Annotated in this window: 34 protein-coding genes; 33 read left to right on the forward strand and 1 reads right to left on the reverse strand. The window is 50.3% G+C overall.

What is annotated here, in order from left to right; translation table 11 throughout:
• The 3 genes from tuf to bfr form a co-directional block, all read left to right on the forward strand.
• A partial coding sequence (tuf, locus tag OGV94_RS06435; protein ID WP_127674166.1) for an elongation factor Tu occupies positions 1-1,011 on the forward strand: 1,011 nt, incomplete at its 5' end.
• Between the two features lie 185 nt (positions 1,012-1,196).
• Positions 1,197-1,391, forward strand: a complete 195-nt coding sequence (gene bfd / locus OGV94_RS06440) for a bacterioferritin-associated ferredoxin (RefSeq protein ID WP_003031111.1) — start codon at positions 1,197-1,199, stop codon at positions 1,389-1,391.
• Between the two features lie 71 nt (positions 1,392-1,462).
• On the forward strand, positions 1,463-1,939 hold the full coding sequence (gene bfr / locus OGV94_RS06445) for a bacterioferritin (protein ID WP_003031113.1): 477 nt from the start codon (positions 1,463-1,465) through the stop codon (positions 1,937-1,939).
• Here the strand turns inward: bfr and OGV94_RS06450 are convergent.
• Positions 1,936-2,403, reverse strand: a complete 468-nt coding sequence (locus OGV94_RS06450) for a prepilin peptidase (RefSeq protein ID WP_043018542.1) — start codon at positions 2,401-2,403, stop codon at positions 1,936-1,938. The genes bfr and OGV94_RS06450 overlap by 4 nt on opposite strands.
• 379 nt (positions 2,404-2,782) lie before the next feature.
• Here OGV94_RS06450 and rpsJ point away from each other — a divergent pair, with 379 nt between their 5' ends.
• The 30 genes from rpsJ to zntR all read left to right on the forward strand — a co-directional run bounded on the left by rpsJ (position 2,783) and on the right by zntR (position 17,344).
• Positions 2,783-3,094 (forward strand): 30S ribosomal protein S10, encoded by a 312-nt coding sequence (rpsJ, locus tag OGV94_RS06455; protein WP_001181005.1) that lies wholly within the window; start codon positions 2,783-2,785, stop codon positions 3,092-3,094.
• Positions 3,095-3,126: 32 nt separating this feature from the next.
• Entirely contained in the window at positions 3,127-3,756 is a 630-nt protein-coding gene (gene rplC, locus OGV94_RS06460; protein WP_003031117.1) for a 50S ribosomal protein L3, read from the forward strand.
• Positions 3,757-3,766: 10 nt separating this feature from the next.
• Positions 3,767-4,372, forward strand: a complete 606-nt coding sequence (gene rplD, locus OGV94_RS06465) for a 50S ribosomal protein L4 (protein WP_003031119.1) — start codon at positions 3,767-3,769, stop codon at positions 4,370-4,372.
• The gene (gene rplW / locus OGV94_RS06470; protein ID WP_000617546.1) at positions 4,369-4,671 is read left to right on the forward strand and encodes a 50S ribosomal protein L23; all 303 of its coding nucleotides are present in this window, start codon (positions 4,369-4,371) and stop codon (positions 4,669-4,671) included. Before rplD ends, rplW begins: the two co-directional genes overlap by 4 nt.
• A gap of 17 nt (positions 4,672-4,688) precedes the next feature.
• Entirely contained in the window at positions 4,689-5,510 is an 822-nt protein-coding gene (gene rplB, locus OGV94_RS06475) for a 50S ribosomal protein L2 (protein ID WP_000301869.1), read from the forward strand.
• Positions 5,511-5,526: 16 nt separating this feature from the next.
• Positions 5,527-5,805, forward strand: a complete 279-nt coding sequence (rpsS, locus tag OGV94_RS06480; protein ID WP_001138115.1) for a 30S ribosomal protein S19 — start codon at positions 5,527-5,529, stop codon at positions 5,803-5,805.
• A gap of 14 nt (positions 5,806-5,819) precedes the next feature.
• A complete protein-coding gene (rplV, locus tag OGV94_RS06485) occupies positions 5,820-6,152 on the forward strand; it encodes a 50S ribosomal protein L22 (RefSeq protein WP_000448832.1) in 333 nt (110 codons plus the stop codon).
• Between the two features lie 17 nt (positions 6,153-6,169).
• Positions 6,170-6,871, forward strand: a complete 702-nt coding sequence (rpsC, locus tag OGV94_RS06490) for a 30S ribosomal protein S3 (protein WP_000529945.1) — start codon at positions 6,170-6,172, stop codon at positions 6,869-6,871.
• 12 nt (positions 6,872-6,883) lie between these two features.
• Complete coding sequence (gene rplP, locus OGV94_RS06495; protein ID WP_000941208.1) at positions 6,884-7,294, forward strand: 50S ribosomal protein L16; 411 nt, start codon at positions 6,884-6,886, stop codon at positions 7,292-7,294.
• Positions 7,294-7,485: a 50S ribosomal protein L29 gene (gene rpmC / locus OGV94_RS06500; RefSeq protein ID WP_000644742.1), complete on the forward strand. Its 192-nt coding sequence runs from the start codon at positions 7,294-7,296 to the stop codon at positions 7,483-7,485. Before rplP ends, rpmC begins: the two co-directional genes overlap by 1 nt.
• Complete coding sequence (gene rpsQ / locus OGV94_RS06505; protein ID WP_003031120.1) at positions 7,485-7,739, forward strand: 30S ribosomal protein S17; 255 nt, start codon at positions 7,485-7,487, stop codon at positions 7,737-7,739. The genes rpmC and rpsQ overlap by 1 nt, the downstream gene beginning before the upstream one ends.
• A 163-nt stretch (positions 7,740-7,902) precedes the next feature.
• Positions 7,903-8,274, forward strand: coding sequence for a 50S ribosomal protein L14 (gene rplN, locus OGV94_RS06510; RefSeq protein ID WP_000613954.1), 372 nt, complete (start codon positions 7,903-7,905; stop codon positions 8,272-8,274).
• Positions 8,275-8,284: 10 nt separating this feature from the next.
• A complete protein-coding gene (gene rplX / locus OGV94_RS06515) occupies positions 8,285-8,599 on the forward strand; it encodes a 50S ribosomal protein L24 (protein ID WP_003031122.1) in 315 nt (104 codons plus the stop codon).
• A gap of 14 nt (positions 8,600-8,613) precedes the next feature.
• The gene (gene rplE / locus OGV94_RS06520) at positions 8,614-9,153 is read left to right on the forward strand and encodes a 50S ribosomal protein L5 (RefSeq protein ID WP_003031123.1); all 540 of its coding nucleotides are present in this window, start codon (positions 8,614-8,616) and stop codon (positions 9,151-9,153) included.
• A 14-nt stretch (positions 9,154-9,167) separates the two neighbouring features.
• On the forward strand, positions 9,168-9,473 hold the full coding sequence (rpsN, locus tag OGV94_RS06525) for a 30S ribosomal protein S14 (RefSeq protein ID WP_003031125.1): 306 nt from the start codon (positions 9,168-9,170) through the stop codon (positions 9,471-9,473).
• A 30-nt stretch (positions 9,474-9,503) separates the two neighbouring features.
• On the forward strand, positions 9,504-9,896 hold the full coding sequence (gene rpsH / locus OGV94_RS06530; protein ID WP_003031127.1) for a 30S ribosomal protein S8: 393 nt from the start codon (positions 9,504-9,506) through the stop codon (positions 9,894-9,896).
• 12 nt (positions 9,897-9,908) lie between these two features.
• Positions 9,909-10,442, forward strand: a complete 534-nt coding sequence (gene rplF / locus OGV94_RS06535; protein WP_003031129.1) for a 50S ribosomal protein L6 — start codon at positions 9,909-9,911, stop codon at positions 10,440-10,442.
• Between the two features lie 9 nt (positions 10,443-10,451).
• Positions 10,452-10,805, forward strand: coding sequence for a 50S ribosomal protein L18 (gene rplR / locus OGV94_RS06540; protein ID WP_000358960.1), 354 nt, complete (start codon positions 10,452-10,454; stop codon positions 10,803-10,805).
• A 14-nt stretch (positions 10,806-10,819) separates the two neighbouring features.
• A complete protein-coding gene (rpsE, locus tag OGV94_RS06545; protein ID WP_003031131.1) occupies positions 10,820-11,323 on the forward strand; it encodes a 30S ribosomal protein S5 in 504 nt (167 codons plus the stop codon).
• Positions 11,324-11,326: 3 nt separating this feature from the next.
• Positions 11,327-11,506, forward strand: coding sequence for a 50S ribosomal protein L30 (gene rpmD / locus OGV94_RS06550; RefSeq protein WP_001140434.1), 180 nt, complete (start codon positions 11,327-11,329; stop codon positions 11,504-11,506).
• 3 nt (positions 11,507-11,509) lie between these two features.
• Positions 11,510-11,944 (forward strand): 50S ribosomal protein L15, encoded by a 435-nt coding sequence (rplO, locus tag OGV94_RS06555; protein ID WP_003031132.1) that lies wholly within the window; start codon positions 11,510-11,512, stop codon positions 11,942-11,944.
• Positions 11,945-11,951: 7 nt separating this feature from the next.
• Entirely contained in the window at positions 11,952-13,283 is a 1,332-nt protein-coding gene (secY, locus tag OGV94_RS06560; RefSeq protein ID WP_001118864.1) for a preprotein translocase subunit SecY, read from the forward strand.
• Positions 13,284-13,313: 30 nt separating this feature from the next.
• The gene (gene rpmJ / locus OGV94_RS06565; protein WP_000868187.1) at positions 13,314-13,430 is read left to right on the forward strand and encodes a 50S ribosomal protein L36; all 117 of its coding nucleotides are present in this window, start codon (positions 13,314-13,316) and stop codon (positions 13,428-13,430) included.
• Positions 13,431-13,576: 146 nt separating this feature from the next.
• The gene (rpsM, locus tag OGV94_RS06570) at positions 13,577-13,933 is read left to right on the forward strand and encodes a 30S ribosomal protein S13 (RefSeq protein WP_003031135.1); all 357 of its coding nucleotides are present in this window, start codon (positions 13,577-13,579) and stop codon (positions 13,931-13,933) included.
• Positions 13,934-13,949: 16 nt separating this feature from the next.
• A complete protein-coding gene (rpsK, locus tag OGV94_RS06575; RefSeq protein ID WP_003031137.1) occupies positions 13,950-14,339 on the forward strand; it encodes a 30S ribosomal protein S11 in 390 nt (129 codons plus the stop codon).
• Between the two features lie 33 nt (positions 14,340-14,372).
• Complete coding sequence (gene rpsD, locus OGV94_RS06580; RefSeq protein ID WP_003031138.1) at positions 14,373-14,993, forward strand: 30S ribosomal protein S4; 621 nt, start codon at positions 14,373-14,375, stop codon at positions 14,991-14,993.
• Between the two features lie 25 nt (positions 14,994-15,018).
• Positions 15,019-16,008, forward strand: a complete 990-nt coding sequence (locus OGV94_RS06585) for a DNA-directed RNA polymerase subunit alpha (protein WP_003031139.1) — start codon at positions 15,019-15,021, stop codon at positions 16,006-16,008.
• A 40-nt stretch (positions 16,009-16,048) separates the two neighbouring features.
• On the forward strand, positions 16,049-16,432 hold the full coding sequence (gene rplQ, locus OGV94_RS06590; protein WP_001216370.1) for a 50S ribosomal protein L17: 384 nt from the start codon (positions 16,049-16,051) through the stop codon (positions 16,430-16,432).
• A 107-nt stretch (positions 16,433-16,539) separates the two neighbouring features.
• Positions 16,540-16,908: a DnaJ family domain-containing protein gene (locus tag OGV94_RS06595; protein ID WP_043018540.1), complete on the forward strand. Its 369-nt coding sequence runs from the start codon at positions 16,540-16,542 to the stop codon at positions 16,906-16,908.
• A 10-nt stretch (positions 16,909-16,918) separates the two neighbouring features.
• Positions 16,919-17,344, forward strand: a complete 426-nt coding sequence (gene zntR / locus OGV94_RS06600) for a Zn(2+)-responsive transcriptional regulator (RefSeq protein ID WP_043018539.1) — start codon at positions 16,919-16,921, stop codon at positions 17,342-17,344.
• The last annotated feature ends 29 nt before the right edge of the window (positions 17,345-17,373 follow it).

The following is a 17,373-nucleotide window of genomic DNA, read 5'->3' on the forward strand; positions in this document are numbered from 1 at the left end:
CGTGGTATCACCATCAACACTTCTCACGTTGAATATGACACCCCGACTCGCCACTACGCACACGTAGACTGCCCGGGCCACGCCGACTATGTTAAAAACATGATCACCGGTGCTGCGCAGATGGACGGCGCGATCCTGGTTGTTGCTGCGACTGACGGCCCGATGCCGCAGACTCGTGAGCACATCCTGCTGGGTCGTCAGGTAGGCGTTCCGTACATCATCGTGTTCCTGAACAAATGCGACATGGTTGATGACGAAGAGCTGCTGGAACTGGTAGAAATGGAAGTTCGTGAACTTCTGTCTCAGTACGATTTCCCGGGCGACGACACGCCGATCGTTCGTGGTTCTGCTCTGAAAGCGCTGGAAGGCGAAGCAGAGTGGGAAGCGAAAATCATCGAACTGGCTGGCTTCCTGGATTCTTACATCCCAGAACCAGAGCGTGCGATTGACAAGCCGTTCCTGCTGCCTATCGAAGACGTATTCTCCATCTCCGGTCGTGGTACCGTTGTTACCGGTCGTGTAGAGCGCGGTATCATCAAAGTTGGTGAAGAAGTTGAAATCGTTGGTATCAAAGAGACTGCTAAGTCTACCTGTACTGGCGTTGAAATGTTCCGCAAACTGCTGGACGAAGGCCGTGCTGGTGAGAACGTTGGTGTTCTGCTGCGTGGTATCAAACGTGAAGAAATCGAACGTGGTCAGGTACTGGCTAAGCCGGGCTCTATCAAGCCGCACACCAAGTTCGAATCTGAAGTGTACATTCTGTCCAAAGACGAAGGCGGCCGTCATACTCCGTTCTTCAAAGGCTACCGTCCGCAGTTCTACTTCCGTACTACTGACGTGACTGGTACCATCGAACTGCCGGAAGGCGTTGAGATGGTAATGCCGGGCGACAACATCAAAATGGTTGTTACCCTGATCCACCCAATCGCGATGGACGACGGTCTGCGTTTCGCAATCCGTGAAGGCGGCCGTACTGTTGGTGCGGGCGTTGTTGCTAAAGTAATGAGCTAATTATTAGTTAATTAGCTTTGAGCTTAAAAAGGGCGCTTCGGCGCCCTTTTTGCTGCCTACTATTTAGCGATTGTCATATTTATTCGCATTTTTTATTCATTCTCCCGCCGCGTAAATAGCGTTGTGCTATTGTAATCATAACTATTCTCATTTACACTTTGCGCAGAAATTGAACGGGAGCGATCATGTACGTTTGTTTGTGTAATGCGATAAGTGATAAAAAAATACGTCAGGCTGTTCGCCAGTTTCATCCTCAGTCCTTTCAACAATTACGTAAATTTATTCCTGTTGGAAATCAATGTGGTAAGTGTATTCGTGCCGCCCGCGAAGTCATGCAGGATGAATTAACGCAAATGCCAGAATTTAAAGAGATCGCCTAAGTCACACTCTTTTTTTTGACATCCCTGTAGCCCCATCTACGCTCTAATAGTGGAAGCGGAGGGACTATAAAATGAAAGGTGATGTTAAAATCATAAATTATCTCAATAAACTATTGGGAAATGAGCTTGTCGCAATCAACCAGTATTTTCTCCATGCCCGTATGTTTAAAAACTGGGGACTGACTCGCCTCAATGATGTTGAGTACCATGAATCTATCGATGAGATGAAGCACGCTGATAAATACATTGAGCGTATTTTATTTTTAGAAGGGCTCCCAAACTTACAGGACCTCGGTAAGTTGGGTATAGGCGAAGACGTTGAAGAGATGCTGCAATCCGATCTTCGACTGGAACTCGATGGTGCTAAAGACTTACGTGAAGCCATTGCCTATGCCGATAGCGTTCATGACTATGTCAGCCGGGATATGATGATCGAGATCCTGACTGAAGAAGAAGGGCATATTGACTGGCTCGAAACAGAGCTGGACCTGATTGCAAAACTTGGCTTGCAAAACTATCTGCAATCGCAAATTAAAGTCAGCGACTAACTGCCCTGTATCATACTTACCAGGCCAATGACAAAACCCGCAGCCGCCAGATATGGCCCAAATGGCAGCGGGTTTTTTAGTACCTGTCTCCCGCACCGGACGCAGGAAATCCCGGTGAGGCAACAGGCCATGCCTGCGGCAAGTAAAACCAACAGTGGTAATGATTCCCAGCGATGCCATGCGCCTAGCGCGGCAAGAAATTTGACATCACCAAAGCCTAACCCTTCCTGACGGCATATCAGACGATACCCCCAGTAGAACAAAGCAAATACCCCATACCCCGCTACGGCACCCCAAAGCGCGTCGGATAACTGCGCCGGTCTGCAGCACTGATGATAAATAAGACCGCCCCACAAAAGAGGGCAGGTAAATTTGTCGGGCAGCAGTCCGGTACGTAGGTCATGGACTAAGAGCAACCCTGATAGCGAAACATAAATCAGCAGAAAGGGAAAATCGATGTACATGGGCAAGCCTCATCTGGCAAAGCGTTTACCCTCGGGTAAACCCGGCGGCTCTACAAGTCCGGGATGTGGGTTATGTTTGCTCTCTTCCAGGGAAAACGCGTTGCACCACAGGACATACAATCAGAGTGGAAGGGGACCCGCATTTGTGAACGAGTGATTAATTTCTACGCGGCACTTGCTTAAGACTGAGATTTACGTATAATGCGCGGGCTTGTCTAATATTGACAGCGGTTCGATATGAGCCACCGGTACTGCGAAAGCAATACCAGACAATGTTCCCAATCGGGGAACTCTGTAAGAACGGTTACACTCTCCCATCAATCGTAATGGGTTTGAGGAGTAACTATTTCGTCTATAAAATAATTGGAGCTCTGGTCTCATGCAGAACCAAAGAATCCGTATCCGTTTGAAAGCGTTTGATCATCGTCTGATCGATCAATCAACCGCGGAAATCGTCGAGACTGCCAAGCGCACTGGTGCGCAGGTTCGTGGTCCGATCCCGCTGCCGACCCGCAAAGAGCGTTTCACCGTTCTGATCTCCCCGCACGTCAACAAAGACGCGCGTGATCAGTACGAGATCCGTACTCACAAGCGTCTGGTTGACATCGTTGAGCCAACTGAAAAAACCGTTGATGCTCTGATGCGTCTGGACCTGGCTGCCGGTGTAGACGTGCAGATCAGCCTGGGTTAATCAGGTCATCGAGCGATTGAGAGGTTGATACAATGATTGGTTTAGTCGGTAAAAAAGTGGGTATGACCCGCATCTTCACTGAAGATGGCGTATCTATCCCAGTAACCGTTATCGAAGTTGAAGCAAACCGCGTTACTCAGGTTAAAGATCTGGCTAACGATGGTTATCGCGCTGTTCAGGTTACCACCGGTGCTAAAAAAGCTAACCGCGTAACTAAGCCGGAAGCTGGCCACTTTGCTAAAGCTGGCGTAGAAGCTGGCCGCGGCCTGTGGGAGTTCCGTCTGGCAGATGGTGAAGAATACACCGTTGGTCAGAACATTAGCGTTGAACTGTTTGCTGACGTTAAAAAAGTTGACGTAACCGGTACCTCTAAAGGTAAAGGTTTCGCTGGTACCGTTAAGCGCTGGAACTTCCGTACCCAGGACGCTACTCACGGTAACTCCTTGTCTCACCGCGTTCCGGGTTCTATCGGTCAGAACCAGACTCCGGGCAAAGTGTTCAAAGGCAAGAAAATGGCAGGTCAGCTGGGCAACGAACGTGTAACCGTTCAGAGCCTGGACGTAGTACGTGTTGACGCTGAGCGCAACCTGCTGCTGGTTAAAGGTGGTGTTCCGGGTGCGACCGGTTGCGACCTGATCGTTAAACCAGCTGTGAAGGCGTAAGGGGATAGCAATGGAATTAGTATTGAAAGACGCGCAGAGCGCGCTGACTGTTTCCGAAACTACCTTCGGTCGTGATTTCAACGAAGCGCTGGTTCACCAGGTTGTTGTTGCTTATGCAGCTGGTGCTCGTCAGGGTACTCGTGCTCAGAAGACTCGTGCTGAAGTAACTGGTTCAGGCAAAAAGCCGTGGCGCCAGAAAGGTACCGGCCGTGCGCGTTCAGGTTCTATCAAGAGCCCGATCTGGCGTTCAGGTGGCGTGACCTTCGCTGCTCGTCCACAGGACCACAGTCAAAAAGTTAACAAAAAGATGTACCGCGGCGCGCTGAAAAGCATTCTGTCCGAACTGGTACGTCAGGATCGTCTGATCGTTGTCGAATCATTCTCTGTAGAAGCGCCTAAAACTAAGCTGCTGGCACAGAAACTGAAAGACATGGCTCTGGAAGATGTGCTGATCATCACCGGTGAGCTGGACGAAAACCTGTTCCTGGCTGCGCGCAACCTGCACAAGGTTGACGTACGCGATGCAACTGGTATCGACCCGGTTAGCCTGATCGCCTTCGACAAAGTCGTAATGACTGCTGATGCTGTTAAGCAAGTTGAGGAGATGCTGGCATGATTCGTGAAGAACGTCTGCTGAAAGTGCTGCGCGCACCGCACGTTTCTGAAAAAGCGTCTACTGCGATGGAAAAAACTAACACCATCGTTCTCAAAGTTGCTAAAGACGCGACCAAAGCAGAAATCAAAGCTGCTGTGCAGAAACTGTTTGAAGTCGAAGTCGAAGTCGTTAACACCCTGGTAGTTAAAGGGAAAGTTAAACGTCACGGACAGCGTATCGGTCGTCGTAGCGACTGGAAAAAAGCTTACGTCACCCTGAAGGAAGGCCAGAATCTGGACTTCGTCGGCGGCGCTGAGTAAGTCGGAGGAGTAATACAATGGCAGTTGTTAAATGTAAACCGACATCTCCGGGTCGTCGCCACGTTGTTAAAGTGGTCAACCCAGAGCTGCACAAGGGCAAACCTTTTGCTCCGCTGGTTGAAAAAAACAGCAAATCCGGTGGTCGTAACAACAATGGCCGCATCACCACTCGTCACATCGGTGGTGGTCACAAGCAGGCTTATCGTATTGTTGACTTCAAACGCAACAAAGACGGTATCCCGGCAGTTGTTGAACGTCTTGAGTACGATCCGAACCGCTCCGCGAACATCGCGCTGGTTCTGTACAAAGACGGTGAACGCCGTTACATCCTGGCCCCTAAAGGCCTGAAAGCTGGCGACCAGATTCAATCTGGCGTTGATGCTGCAATCAAAGCAGGTAACACCCTGCCGATGCGCAATATCCCGGTTGGTTCTACCGTTCATAACGTAGAAATGAAACCAGGTAAAGGCGGTCAGCTGGCACGTTCCGCTGGTACTTACGTTCAGATCGTTGCTCGTGATGGTGCTTATGTCACCCTGCGTCTGCGTTCTGGTGAAATGCGTAAAGTAGAAGCAGACTGCCGTGCAACTCTGGGCGAAGTTGGCAATGCTGAGCATATGCTGCGCGTTCTGGGTAAAGCAGGTGCTGCACGCTGGCGTGGTGTTCGTCCTACCGTTCGCGGTACTGCGATGAACCCAGTCGATCACCCACATGGTGGTGGTGAAGGTCGTAACTTTGGTAAGCACCCGGTAACTCCGTGGGGCGTTCAGACCAAAGGTAAGAAGACCCGCAGCAACAAGCGTACTGATAAATTCATCGTACGTCGCCGTAGCAAATAATTTTAGAGGATAAGCCATGCCACGTTCTCTCAAGAAAGGTCCTTTTATTGACCTGCACTTGCTGAAGAAGGTAGAGAAAGCGGTGGAAAGCGGAGACAAGAAGCCCCTGCGCACTTGGTCCCGTCGTTCAACGATCTTTCCTAACATGATCGGTTTGACCATCGCTGTCCATAATGGTCGTCAGCACGTTCCGGTATTTGTTTCCGACGAAATGGTCGGTCACAAACTGGGTGAATTCGCACCGACTCGTACTTATCGCGGCCACGCTGCTGATAAAAAAGCGAAGAAGAAATAAGGTAGGAGGAAGAGATGGAAACTTTAGCTCAACATCGCCATGCTCGTTCTTCTGCTCAGAAGGTTCGCCTTGTTGCAGACCTGATTCGCGGTAAGAAAGTGTCGCAGGCTCTGGATATTCTGACCTACACCAATAAGAAAGCGGCTGTACTGGTTAAGAAAGTCCTGGAATCTGCCATTGCTAACGCTGAACACAACGATGGCGCTGACATTGACGATCTGAAAGTTACGAAAATTTTCGTAGACGAAGGCCCGAGCATGAAGCGCATTATGCCGCGTGCAAAAGGTCGTGCAGATCGCATCCTGAAGCGCACCAGCCACATTACTGTGGTTGTGTCCGATCGCTGAGACTCTGGAGACTAGCAATGGGTCAGAAAGTACATCCTAATGGTATTCGCCTGGGTATTGTAAAACCATGGAACTCAACCTGGTTTGCGAACACCAAAGAATTCGCTGACAACCTGGACAGCGATTTTAAAGTACGTCAGTACCTGACTAAGGAACTGGCTAAAGCGTCTGTATCTCGTATCGTTATCGAGCGTCCGGCTAAGAGCATCCGTGTGACCATTCACACCGCTCGCCCGGGTATCGTTATCGGTAAGAAAGGCGAAGACGTAGAAAAACTGCGCAAAGTCGTAGCGGATATTGCTGGCGTTCCTGCTCAGATCAATATCGCCGAAGTGCGTAAGCCTGAACTGGACGCAAAATTGGTTGCTGACAGCATCACTTCTCAGCTGGAACGTCGCGTTATGTTCCGTCGTGCTATGAAGCGTGCTGTACAGAACGCAATGCGTCTGGGCGCTAAAGGTATCAAAGTTGAAGTTAGCGGCCGTCTGGGCGGCGCGGAAATCGCACGTACCGAATGGTACCGCGAAGGTCGCGTACCTCTGCACACTCTGCGTGCTGACATCGACTACAACACCTCTGAAGCGCACACCACTTACGGTGTAATCGGCGTTAAAGTGTGGATCTTCAAAGGCGAGATCCTGGGTGGTATGGCTGCTGTTGAACAACCGGAAAAACCGGCTGCGCAACCTAAAAAGCAGCAGCGTAAAGGCCGTAAATAAGGAGCGTCGCTGATGTTACAACCAAAGCGTACAAAATTCCGTAAAATGCACAAAGGCCGTAACCGCGGTCTGGCTGCTGGCGCGGATGTTAGCTTCGGCAGCTTCGGTCTGAAAGCTGTTGGCCGTGGTCGTCTGACTGCCCGTCAGATCGAAGCAGCACGTCGTGCTATGACCCGTGCAGTTAAGCGTCAAGGTAAGATCTGGATCCGTGTATTCCCGGACAAACCGATCACTGAAAAGCCGCTGGCAGTGCGTATGGGTAAAGGTAAAGGTAACGTGGAGTATTGGGTTGCCTTGATTCAGCCGGGTAAAGTCCTGTATGAAATGGACGGCGTACCGGAAGAGCTGGCCCGTGAAGCATTCAAGCTGGCAGCAGCGAAACTGCCGATTAAAACCACCTTTGTAACTAAGACGGTGATGTAATGAAAGCAAAAGAGCTGCGTGAGAAGAGTGTTGAAGAGCTGAACACCGAGCTGCTGAATCTGCTGCGTGAGCAGTTCAACCTGCGTATGCAGGCTGCAAGTGGCCAGCTGCAACAGTCTCACCTGTTGAAGCAAGTGCGTCGTGACGTCGCACGCGTTAAGACTTTACTGACTGAGAAGGCGGGTGCGTAATGACCGATAAAATCCGTACTCTGCAAGGTCGCGTTGTTAGCGATAAAATGGAGAAATCCATCGTTGTTGCTATCGAACGTTTTGTGAAACACCCGATCTACGGTAAATTCATTAAGCGTACGACCAAACTGCACGTACATGACGAGAACAACGAATGCGGTACTGGTGACGTGGTTGAAATCCGCGAATGCCGTCCGCTGTCCAAGACTAAGTCCTGGACGCTGGTTCGCGTTGTAGAGAAAGCCGTTCTGTAATACAGTAGGCATTCTCAACGAATAAACGGCTCAGCGATGAGCCGTTTATTTTTTCTACCCATATCGTTGAAGCGGTGTTATAATGCCGCGCCCCCGATATGGGGCTTTTTTAACGACCTGATTTTCGGGTCTCAGTAGTAGTTGACATTAGCGGAGCACTAAAATGATCCAAGAACAGACTATGCTGAACGTCGCCGACAACTCCGGTGCACGTCGCGTAATGTGTATCAAGGTTCTGGGTGGCTCGCACCGTCGCTACGCAGGCGTCGGCGATATCATCAAGATCACCATCAAGGAAGCAATTCCGCGTGGTAAGGTCAAAAAAGGTGATGTGCTGAAGGCGGTAGTGGTGCGCACCAAGAAGGGTGTTCGTCGCCCGGACGGTTCTGTCATTCGCTTCGATGGTAATGCATGCGTTATTTTAAACAATAACAGCGAGCAACCTATCGGTACGCGTATTTTTGGGCCGGTAACTCGTGAACTTCGTAACGAGAAGTTCATGAAAATTATCTCTCTGGCACCAGAAGTACTCTAAGGAGCGAATCATGGCAGCGAAGATCCGTCGTGATGACGAAGTTATCGTGTTAACCGGTAAAGATAAAGGTAAACGCGGTAAAGTTAAGAATGTCCTGTCTTCCGGCAAGGTCATTGTTGAAGGTATCAACCTGGTTAAGAAACATCAGAAGCCGGTTCCGGCCCTGAACCAACCAGGCGGCATTGTAGAGAAAGAAGCAGCTATTCAGATCTCTAACCTTGCTATCTTCAACGCGGCAACCGGCAAGGCTGACCGTGTAGGCTTTAGATTCGAAGACGGCAAAAAAGTCCGTTTCTTTAAATCTAACAGCGAAACTATCAAGTAATTTGGAGTAGTACGATGGCGAAACTGCATGATTACTACAAAGACGAAGTAGTCGCTAAACTCATGACTGAGTTTAACTACAATTCTGTCATGCAAGTCCCTCGGGTCGAGAAGATCACCCTGAACATGGGTGTTGGTGAAGCGATCGCTGACAAGAAACTGCTGGATAACGCAGCAGCTGACCTGACAGCAATCTCCGGTCAAAAACCGCTGATCACCAAAGCACGCAAATCAGTTGCAGGCTTCAAAATCCGTCAGGGCTATCCGATCGGCTGTAAAGTAACTCTGCGTGGCGAACGCATGTGGGAGTTCTTTGAGCGCCTGATCACTATTGCTGTTCCACGTATCCGTGACTTCCGTGGCTTGTCCGCTAAGTCTTTCGACGGTCGTGGTAACTACAGCATGGGTGTCCGTGAGCAGATCATCTTCCCAGAAATCGACTACGATAAAGTCGACCGCGTGCGTGGTTTGGATATTACCATTACCACTACTGCGAAATCTGACGAAGAAGGCCGTGCTCTGCTGGCTGCCTTTGACTTCCCGTTCCGCAAGTAAGGTAGGGTTACTGAATGGCTAAGCAATCAATGAAAGCACGCGAAGTAAAGCGCGTAGCTTTAGCTGATAAGTACTTCGCAAAACGCGCTGAACTGAAAGCTATTATCTCTGATGTGAACGCGACCGACGAAGATCGTTGGAACGCAGTTCTCAAGCTGCAGTCTCTGCCGCGTGATTCCAGCCCGTCCCGTCAGCGTAACCGCTGCCGTCAAACAGGTCGTCCGCATGGCTATGTGGGCAAGTTCGGGTTGAGCCGTATCAAACTGCGTGAAGCCGCCATGCGCGGTGAAGTACCAGGCTTGAAAAAGGCTAGCTGGTAATTACCAATTGAATCACGGGAGTAAAGACAGATGAGCATGCAAGATCCGATCGCGGATATGCTGACCCGTATCCGTAACGGTCAGGCCGCGAATAAAGCTGCGGTCACCATGCCTTCCTCCAAGCTGAAAGTGGCAATTGCCAACGTGCTGAAGGAAGAAGGTTTTATTGAAGATTTTAAAGTTGAAGGCGACACCAAGCCGGAACTGGAACTTACTCTTAAGTATTTCCAGGGTAAAGCTGTTGTAGAAAGCATTCAGCGTGTCAGTCGCCCAGGTCTGCGCATTTATAAGCGTAAAGACGAGCTGCCGAAAGTTATGGCTGGCATGGGTATCGCAGTTGTTTCTACCTCTAAAGGTGTTATGACTGATCGTGCAGCGCGCCAGGCTGGTCTTGGTGGCGAAATTATCTGCTACGTAGCCTAATCGGAGGAAAAAATGTCTCGTGTTGCTAAAGCACCGGTCGTTATTCCTGCCGGCGTTGATGTAAAAATCAACGGTCAGGTTATTACGATCAAAGGTAAAAACGGCGAGCTGACTCGTACTCTCAACGATGCTGTTGCAGTAAATCATGCAGATAATGCACTGACCTTCGGTCCGCGTGATGGTTACGCAGATGGATGGGCTCAGGCTGGTACCGCGCGTGCCCTGCTGAATGCAATGGTTGTCGGTGTTACCGAAGGCTTCACTAAGAAGCTACAGCTGGTTGGTGTAGGTTATCGTGCAGCGGTTAAAGGGAATGTAGTAAACCTGGCTTTAGGTTTCTCTCACCCAGTTGACCATCAGCTGCCTGCGGGTATCACTGCAGAATGTCCGTCTCAGACTGAAATCGTGCTGAAAGGCGCTGATAAACAGCTGATCGGTCAGGTTGCAGCAGATCTGCGCGCCTACCGTCGTCCTGAGCCTTATAAAGGCAAGGGTGTTCGTTACGCCGACGAAGTCGTGCGTACCAAAGAGGCTAAGAAGAAGTAAGGTAACACTATGGATAAGAAATCTGCTCGTATCCGTCGTGCGACCCGCGCACGCCGCAAGCTCCAGGAGCTGGGTGCAACTCGCCTGGTGGTACATCGTACCCCGCGTCATATTTACGCACAGGTAATTGCACCGAACGGTTCTGAAGTTCTGGTAGCTGCTTCTACTGTAGAAAAAGCTATCGCTGAACAATTGAAGTACACCGGTAACAAAGACGCTGCTGCAGCTGTAGGTAAAGCTGTTGCTGAACGCGCTCTGGAAAAAGGCATCAAAGATGTTTCTTTTGACCGTTCCGGGTTCCAATATCATGGTCGTGTCCAGGCACTGGCAGATGCTGCCCGTGAAGCTGGCCTTCAGTTCTAAGGTAGAGGTGTAAGATGGCTCACATCGAAAAACAAGCTGGCGAACTGCAGGAAAAGCTGATCGCGGTTAACCGCGTATCTAAAACCGTAAAAGGTGGTCGTATTTTCTCCTTCACAGCTCTGACTGTAGTTGGTGATGGTAACGGTCGCGTTGGTTTTGGTTACGGTAAAGCGCGTGAAGTTCCAGCAGCGATCCAGAAAGCGATGGAAAAAGCCCGTCGCAATATGATTAACGTCGCGCTGAACCACGGCACCCTGCAGCACCCGGTTAAGGGTACTCACACGGGTTCTCGTGTATTCATGCAGCCGGCTTCCGAAGGTACCGGTATCATCGCCGGTGGTGCAATGCGCGCCGTTCTGGAAGTCGCTGGAGTTCGTAACGTTCTGGCTAAAGCGTATGGTTCCACCAACCCGATTAACGTGGTTCGTGCAACTATCGATGGTCTGGAAAATATGAAATCTCCGGAAATGGTCGCTGCCAAGCGTGGTAAATCCGTTGAAGAAATTCTGGGGAAATAAACCATGGCAAAGACTATTAAAATTACTCAAACCCGCAGTGCAATCGGTCGTCTGCCGAAACACAAGGCAACGCTGCTTGGCCTGGGTCTGCGTCGTATTGGTCACACCGTAGAGCGCGAGGATACTCCTGCTGTTCGTGGTATGGTCAACGCGGTTTCCTTCATGGTTAAAGTTGAGGAGTAAGAGATGCGTTTAAATACTCTGTCTCCGGCCGAAGGCTCTAAAAAAGCGGCTCGCCGCCTGGGTCGTGGTATCGGTTCTGGCCTCGGTAAAACCGGTGGTCGTGGTCACAAAGGTCAGAAGTCTCGTTCTGGCGGTGGCGTACGTCGCGGTTTCGAGGGTGGTCAGATGCCTCTGTACCGTCGTCTGCCGAAATTCGGCTTCACTTCACGTAAAGCAGCGATTACAGCCGAAGTTCGTCTGTCTGACCTGGCTAAAGTTGAAGGCGGTGTTGTAGACCTGAACACGCTGAAAGCAGCTAACATTATCGGTATCCAGATCGAGTTCGCGAAAGTGATCCTGGCTGGTGAAGTCACTACTCCGGTAACTGTTCGTGGCCTGCGTGTTACTAAAGGCGCTCGTGCTGCTATCGAAGCTGCTGGCGGTAAAATCGAGGAATAAGTAGCAGATGGCTAAACAACCGGGATTAGATTTTCAAAGTGCCAAAGGTGGCTTAGGCGAGCTGAAACGCAGACTGCTGTTTGTAATCGGCGCGCTGATTGTGTTCCGTATTGGCTCTTTCATTCCGATCCCTGGTATTGATGCCGCTGTACTTGCCAAACTGCTTGAGCAACAGCGAGGCACCATCATTGAAATGTTTAACATGTTCTCTGGTGGTGCTCTCAGCCGTGCTTCTATCTTTGCTCTGGGGATCATGCCGTATATTTCGGCGTCGATCATTATCCAGCTGCTGACGGTGGTTCATCCAACGCTGGCAGAAATTAAGAAAGAAGGGGAGTCTGGTCGTCGTAAGATCAGCCAGTACACCCGCTACGGTACTCTGGTGCTGGCAATATTCCAGTCGATCGGTATTGCTACCGGTCTGCCGAATATGCCTGGTATGCAGGGCCTGGTGATGAACCCAGGCTTTGCATTCTATTTCACCGCTGTTGTAAGTCTGGTTACAGGGACAATGTTCCTGATGTGGTTGGGCGAACAGATTACTGAACGTGGTATCGGCAACGGTATCTCAATCATTATCTTCGCCGGTATTGTCGCGGGACTCCCGCCAGCCATTGCCCATACTATCGAGCAAGCGCGTCAAGGCGACCTGCACTTCCTCGTGTTGCTGTTGGTTGCAGTATTAGTATTCGCAGTGACGTTCTTTGTTGTATTTGTTGAGCGTGGTCAACGCCGCATTGTGGTAAACTACGCGAAACGTCAGCAAGGTCGTCGTGTCTATGCTGCACAGAGCACACATTTACCGCTGAAAGTGAATATGGCGGGGGTAATCCCGGCAATCTTCGCTTCCAGTATTATTCTGTTCCCGGCAACCATCGCGTCATGGTTCGGGGGCGGGACTGGTTGGAACTGGCTGACAACAATTTCGCTGTATTTGCAGCCTGGGCAACCGCTTTATGTGTTACTCTATGCGTCTGCAATCATATTCTTCTGTTTCTTCTACACGGCGTTGGTTTTCAACCCGCGTGAAACAGCAGATAACCTGAAGAAGTCCGGTGCATTTGTACCAGGAATTCGTCCGGGAGAGCAAACGGCGAAGTATATCGATAAAGTAATGACCCGCCTGACTTTGGTTGGTGCGCTCTACATTACCTTTATCTGCCTGATCCCGGAGTTCATGCGTGATGCAATGAAAGTACCGTTCTACTTCGGTGGGACCTCACTGCTTATCGTTGTTGTCGTGATTATGGACTTTATGGCTCAAGTGCAAACTCTGATGATGTCAAGTCAGTACGAGTCTGCATTGAAGAAGGCGAATCTGAAAGGCTACGGCCGTTAACAGTCGCCCGAGAAGTTACGGAGAGTAAAAATGAAAGTTCGTGCTTCCGTCAAGAAATTATGCCGTAACTGCAAAATCGTTAAGCGTGATGGTGTCATCCGTGTGATTTGCAGTGCCGAGCCGAAGCATAAACAGCGCCAAGGCTGATTTATTCGCATATTTTTCTTGCAAAGTTGGGTTGAGCTGGCTAGATTAGCCAGCCAATCTTTTGTATGTCTGTGCGTTTCCATTTGAGTATCCTGAAAACGGGCTTTTCAGCATGGTGCGTACATATTAAATAGTAGGAGTGCATAGTGGCCCGTATAGCAGGCATTAACATTCCTGATCAGAAACATGCTGTGATCGCATTAACTTCGATCTACGGCGTCGGCAAGACCCGTTCTAAAGCCATTCTGGCTGCCGCGGGTATCGCTGAAGATGTTAAGATCAGTGAGCTGTCTGAAGAACAAATCGACACGCTGCGTGACGAAGTTGCCAAATTTGTCGTTGAAGGTGATCTGCGCCGTGAAGTTAGCATGAGCATCAAGCGCCTTATGGACCTTGGTTGCTATCGCGGTTTGCGTCATCGTCGTGGTCTCCCGGTTCGCGGTCAGCGTACCAAGACCAACGCACGTACCCGTAAGGGTCCGCGCAAACCGATCAAGAAATAATCGGGGTGATTGAATAATGGCAAAGGCACCAATTCGTGCACGTAAACGTGTAAGAAAACAAGTCTCTGACGGCGTGGCTCATATCCATGCTTCTTTTAACAACACCATCGTTACCATTACTGATCGTCAGGGTAACGCACTGGGTTGGGCAACAGCCGGTGGTTCCGGTTTCCGTGGTTCTCGCAAATCCACTCCGTTTGCAGCTCAGGTTGCAGCAGAGCGTTGCGCTGAAGCCGTAAAAGAATACGGTATCAAGAATCTGGAAGTTATGGTCAAAGGACCGGGTCCAGGTCGCGAATCTACTGTTCGTGCTCTGAACGCCGCTGGTTTCCGCATCACTAATATTACTGATGTGACTCCGATCCCTCATAACGGTTGTCGTCCGCCGAAAAAACGTCGCGTATAACGCTGTCGTTTCTAGGATTGTTGGAGAAAGAAAATGGCAAGATATTTGGGTCCTAAGCTCAAGCTGAGCCGTCGTGAGGGCACTGACTTATTCCTTAAGTCTGGCGTTCGCGCGATCGATACCAAGTGTAAAATTGAACAAGCTCCTGGCCAGCACGGTGCGCGTAAACCGCGTCTGTCTGACTATGGTGTGCAGTTGCGTGAAAAGCAAAAAGTTCGCCGTATCTACGGTGTGCTGGAGCGTCAGTTCCGTAACTACTACAAAGAAGCAGCACGTCTGAAAGGCAACACCGGTGAAAACCTGTTGGGTCTGCTGGAAGGTCGTCTGGACAACGTTGTATACCGTATGGGCTTCGGTGCCACTCGTGCAGAAGCACGTCAGCTGGTCAGCCATAAAGCAATTATGGTAAACGGTCGTGTTGTTAACATCGCTTCTTATCAGGTTAGTCCGAATGACGTTGTTAGCATTCGTGAGAAAGCGAAGAAGCAGTCTCGCGTGAAAGCCGCTCTGGAGCTGGCTGAGCAGCGTGAAAAGCCAACCTGGCTGGAAGTTGATGCTGGCAAGATGGAAGGTACGTTCAAGCGTAAGCCGGAGCGTTCTGATCTGTCTGCGGACATTAACGAACACCTGATCGTCGAGCTTTACTCCAAGTAAAGCTTAGTACCAAAGAGAGGACACAATGCAGGGTTCTGTGACAGAGTTTCTAAAACCGCGCCTGGTAGATATCGAGCAAGTGAGTTCGACGCACGCCAAGGTGACCCTTGAGCCTTTAGAGCGTGGCTTTGGCCATACTTTGGGTAACGCACTGCGCCGTATTCTGCTCTCATCGATGCCGGGTTGCGCGGTGACCGAGGTTGAGATTGATGGTGTACTACATGAGTACAGCACCAAAGAAGGCGTTCAGGAAGATATCCTGGAAATCCTGCTCAACCTGAAAGGGCTGGCGGTGAGAGTTCAGGGTAAAGATGATGTTATTCTTACCTTGAATAAATCTGGCATTGGCCCTGTGACTGCAGCCGACATTACCCATGATGGTGATGTCGAAATCGTCAAGCCACAGCACGTGATCTGCCACCTGACCGATGAGAACGCATCTATTAGCATGCGTATCAAAGTTCAGCGCGGTCGTGGTTATGTGCCGGCTTCTACCCGAATTCATTCGGAAGAAGATGAGCGCCCAATCGGCCGTCTGCTGGTCGACGCATGCTACAGCCCTGTAGAGCGTATTGCCTACAATGTTGAAGCAGCGCGTGTAGAACAGCGTACCGACCTGGACAAGCTGGTCATCGAAATGGAAACCAACGGCACAATCGATCCTGAAGAGGCGATTCGTCGTGCGGCAACCATTCTGGCTGAACAACTTGAAGCTTTCGTTGACTTACGTGATGTACGTCAGCCGGAAGTTAAAGAAGAGAAACCAGAATTCGATCCGATCCTGCTGCGCCCTGTTGACGATCTGGAATTGACTGTCCGCTCTGCTAACTGCCTCAAAGCAGAAGCTATCCACTATATCGGTGATCTGGTACAGCGTACTGAGGTTGAGCTTCTTAAGACGCCTAACCTTGGTAAAAAATCTCTTACCGAGATTAAAGACGTGCTGGCTTCCCGTGGACTGTCTCTGGGTATGCGCCTGGAAAACTGGCCACCGGCAAGCATCGCTGACGAGTAACCGGATCACAGGTTAAGGTTTTACTGAGAAGGATAAGGTCATGCGCCATCGTAAGAGTGGTCGTCAACTGAACCGCAACAGCAGCCATCGCCAGGCTATGTTCCGCAATATGGCAGGTTCACTGGTTCGTCATGAAATCATCAAGACGACTCTGCCGAAAGCGAAAGAGCTGCGTCGCGTAGTTGAGCCGCTGATTACTCTTGCCAAGACTGATAGCGTAGCTAATCGTCGTCTGGCATTCGCCCGTACTCGTGATAACGAGATCGTGGCAAAACTGTTTAACGAACTGGGCCCGCGTTTCGCGAGCCGCGCCGGTGGTTACACTCGCATTCTGAAGTGTGGTTTCCGTGCAGGCGACAACGCGCCGATGGCATACATCGAGCTGGTTGATCGTTCAGAGAAAACAGAAGCTGCTGCAGAGTAATCTGTAGTAACGTAAAAAAACCCGCCTCGGCGGGTTTTTTTATATCCGTCATATCCCCAATTACCTACAATATCTGTACTCTTTTTGTTCATCCCCTGGAGTGTTGTATGTGGTTACTGGACCAGTGGGCAGAGCGCCATATTATTGAAGCACAGTCTAAAGGTGAATTTGATGGTTTACCTGGTACAGGTGAGCCGCTGATCCTTGACGATGATTCTCATGTCCCGCCTGAACTTCGTGCCGGATTCCGTCTATTAAAGAATGCTGGATGTCTTCCTCCTGAGCTTGAGCAGCGCAGAGAGGCAATACAGTTGCTTGAAATACTCGCAGGGATCCGCAAAGATGATCCCAGTTATCCGGAGCTGAGTCGAAGACTGTCACTACTGGAACTCAAACTTCGGCAGGCTGGACTCAGTACCGAGTTTTTACGCGGCGAATATGCAGATAAGCTGCTACAGAAGATCAACGACGATTAGCGGAGAGAGCATGTACCGTATTGGTGAATTAGCGAAACTGGCTGACGTAACGCCTGATACTATCCGTTACTATGAAAAGCAGCAGATGATGGAACATGAAATACGTACAGAAGGCGGGTTTCGCCTCTATACGGAAAGCGATCTTCAGCGTCTGAAGTTTATTCGTTATGCCCGTCAGCTTGGGTTTACTCTGGAATCGATCCGCGAGCTGCTGTCGATCCGCATTGATCCCGAACATCATACCTGCCAGGAATCAAAAGGGATCGTCCAGGAAAGATTGCAGGAGGTCGAAGCACGAATAGCGGAGCTTCAGGCGATGCAACGGTCGCTGCAGAGATTGAATGACGCGTGTTGTGGAAAAGCACACAGCAGCGTGTACTGCTCTATCCTTGAAGCACTTGAGCAGGGCGCCAGCGGCTCAGCATCAGGCTGTTGATTTATTGAACGGTCAGGTCTACACTCGCG

Origin of the sequence: Citrobacter sp. Ce006 (genome assembly GCF_030336535.1) — a bacterium.
GTDB lineage: Bacteria > Pseudomonadota > Gammaproteobacteria > Enterobacterales > Enterobacteriaceae > Citrobacter > Citrobacter europaeus.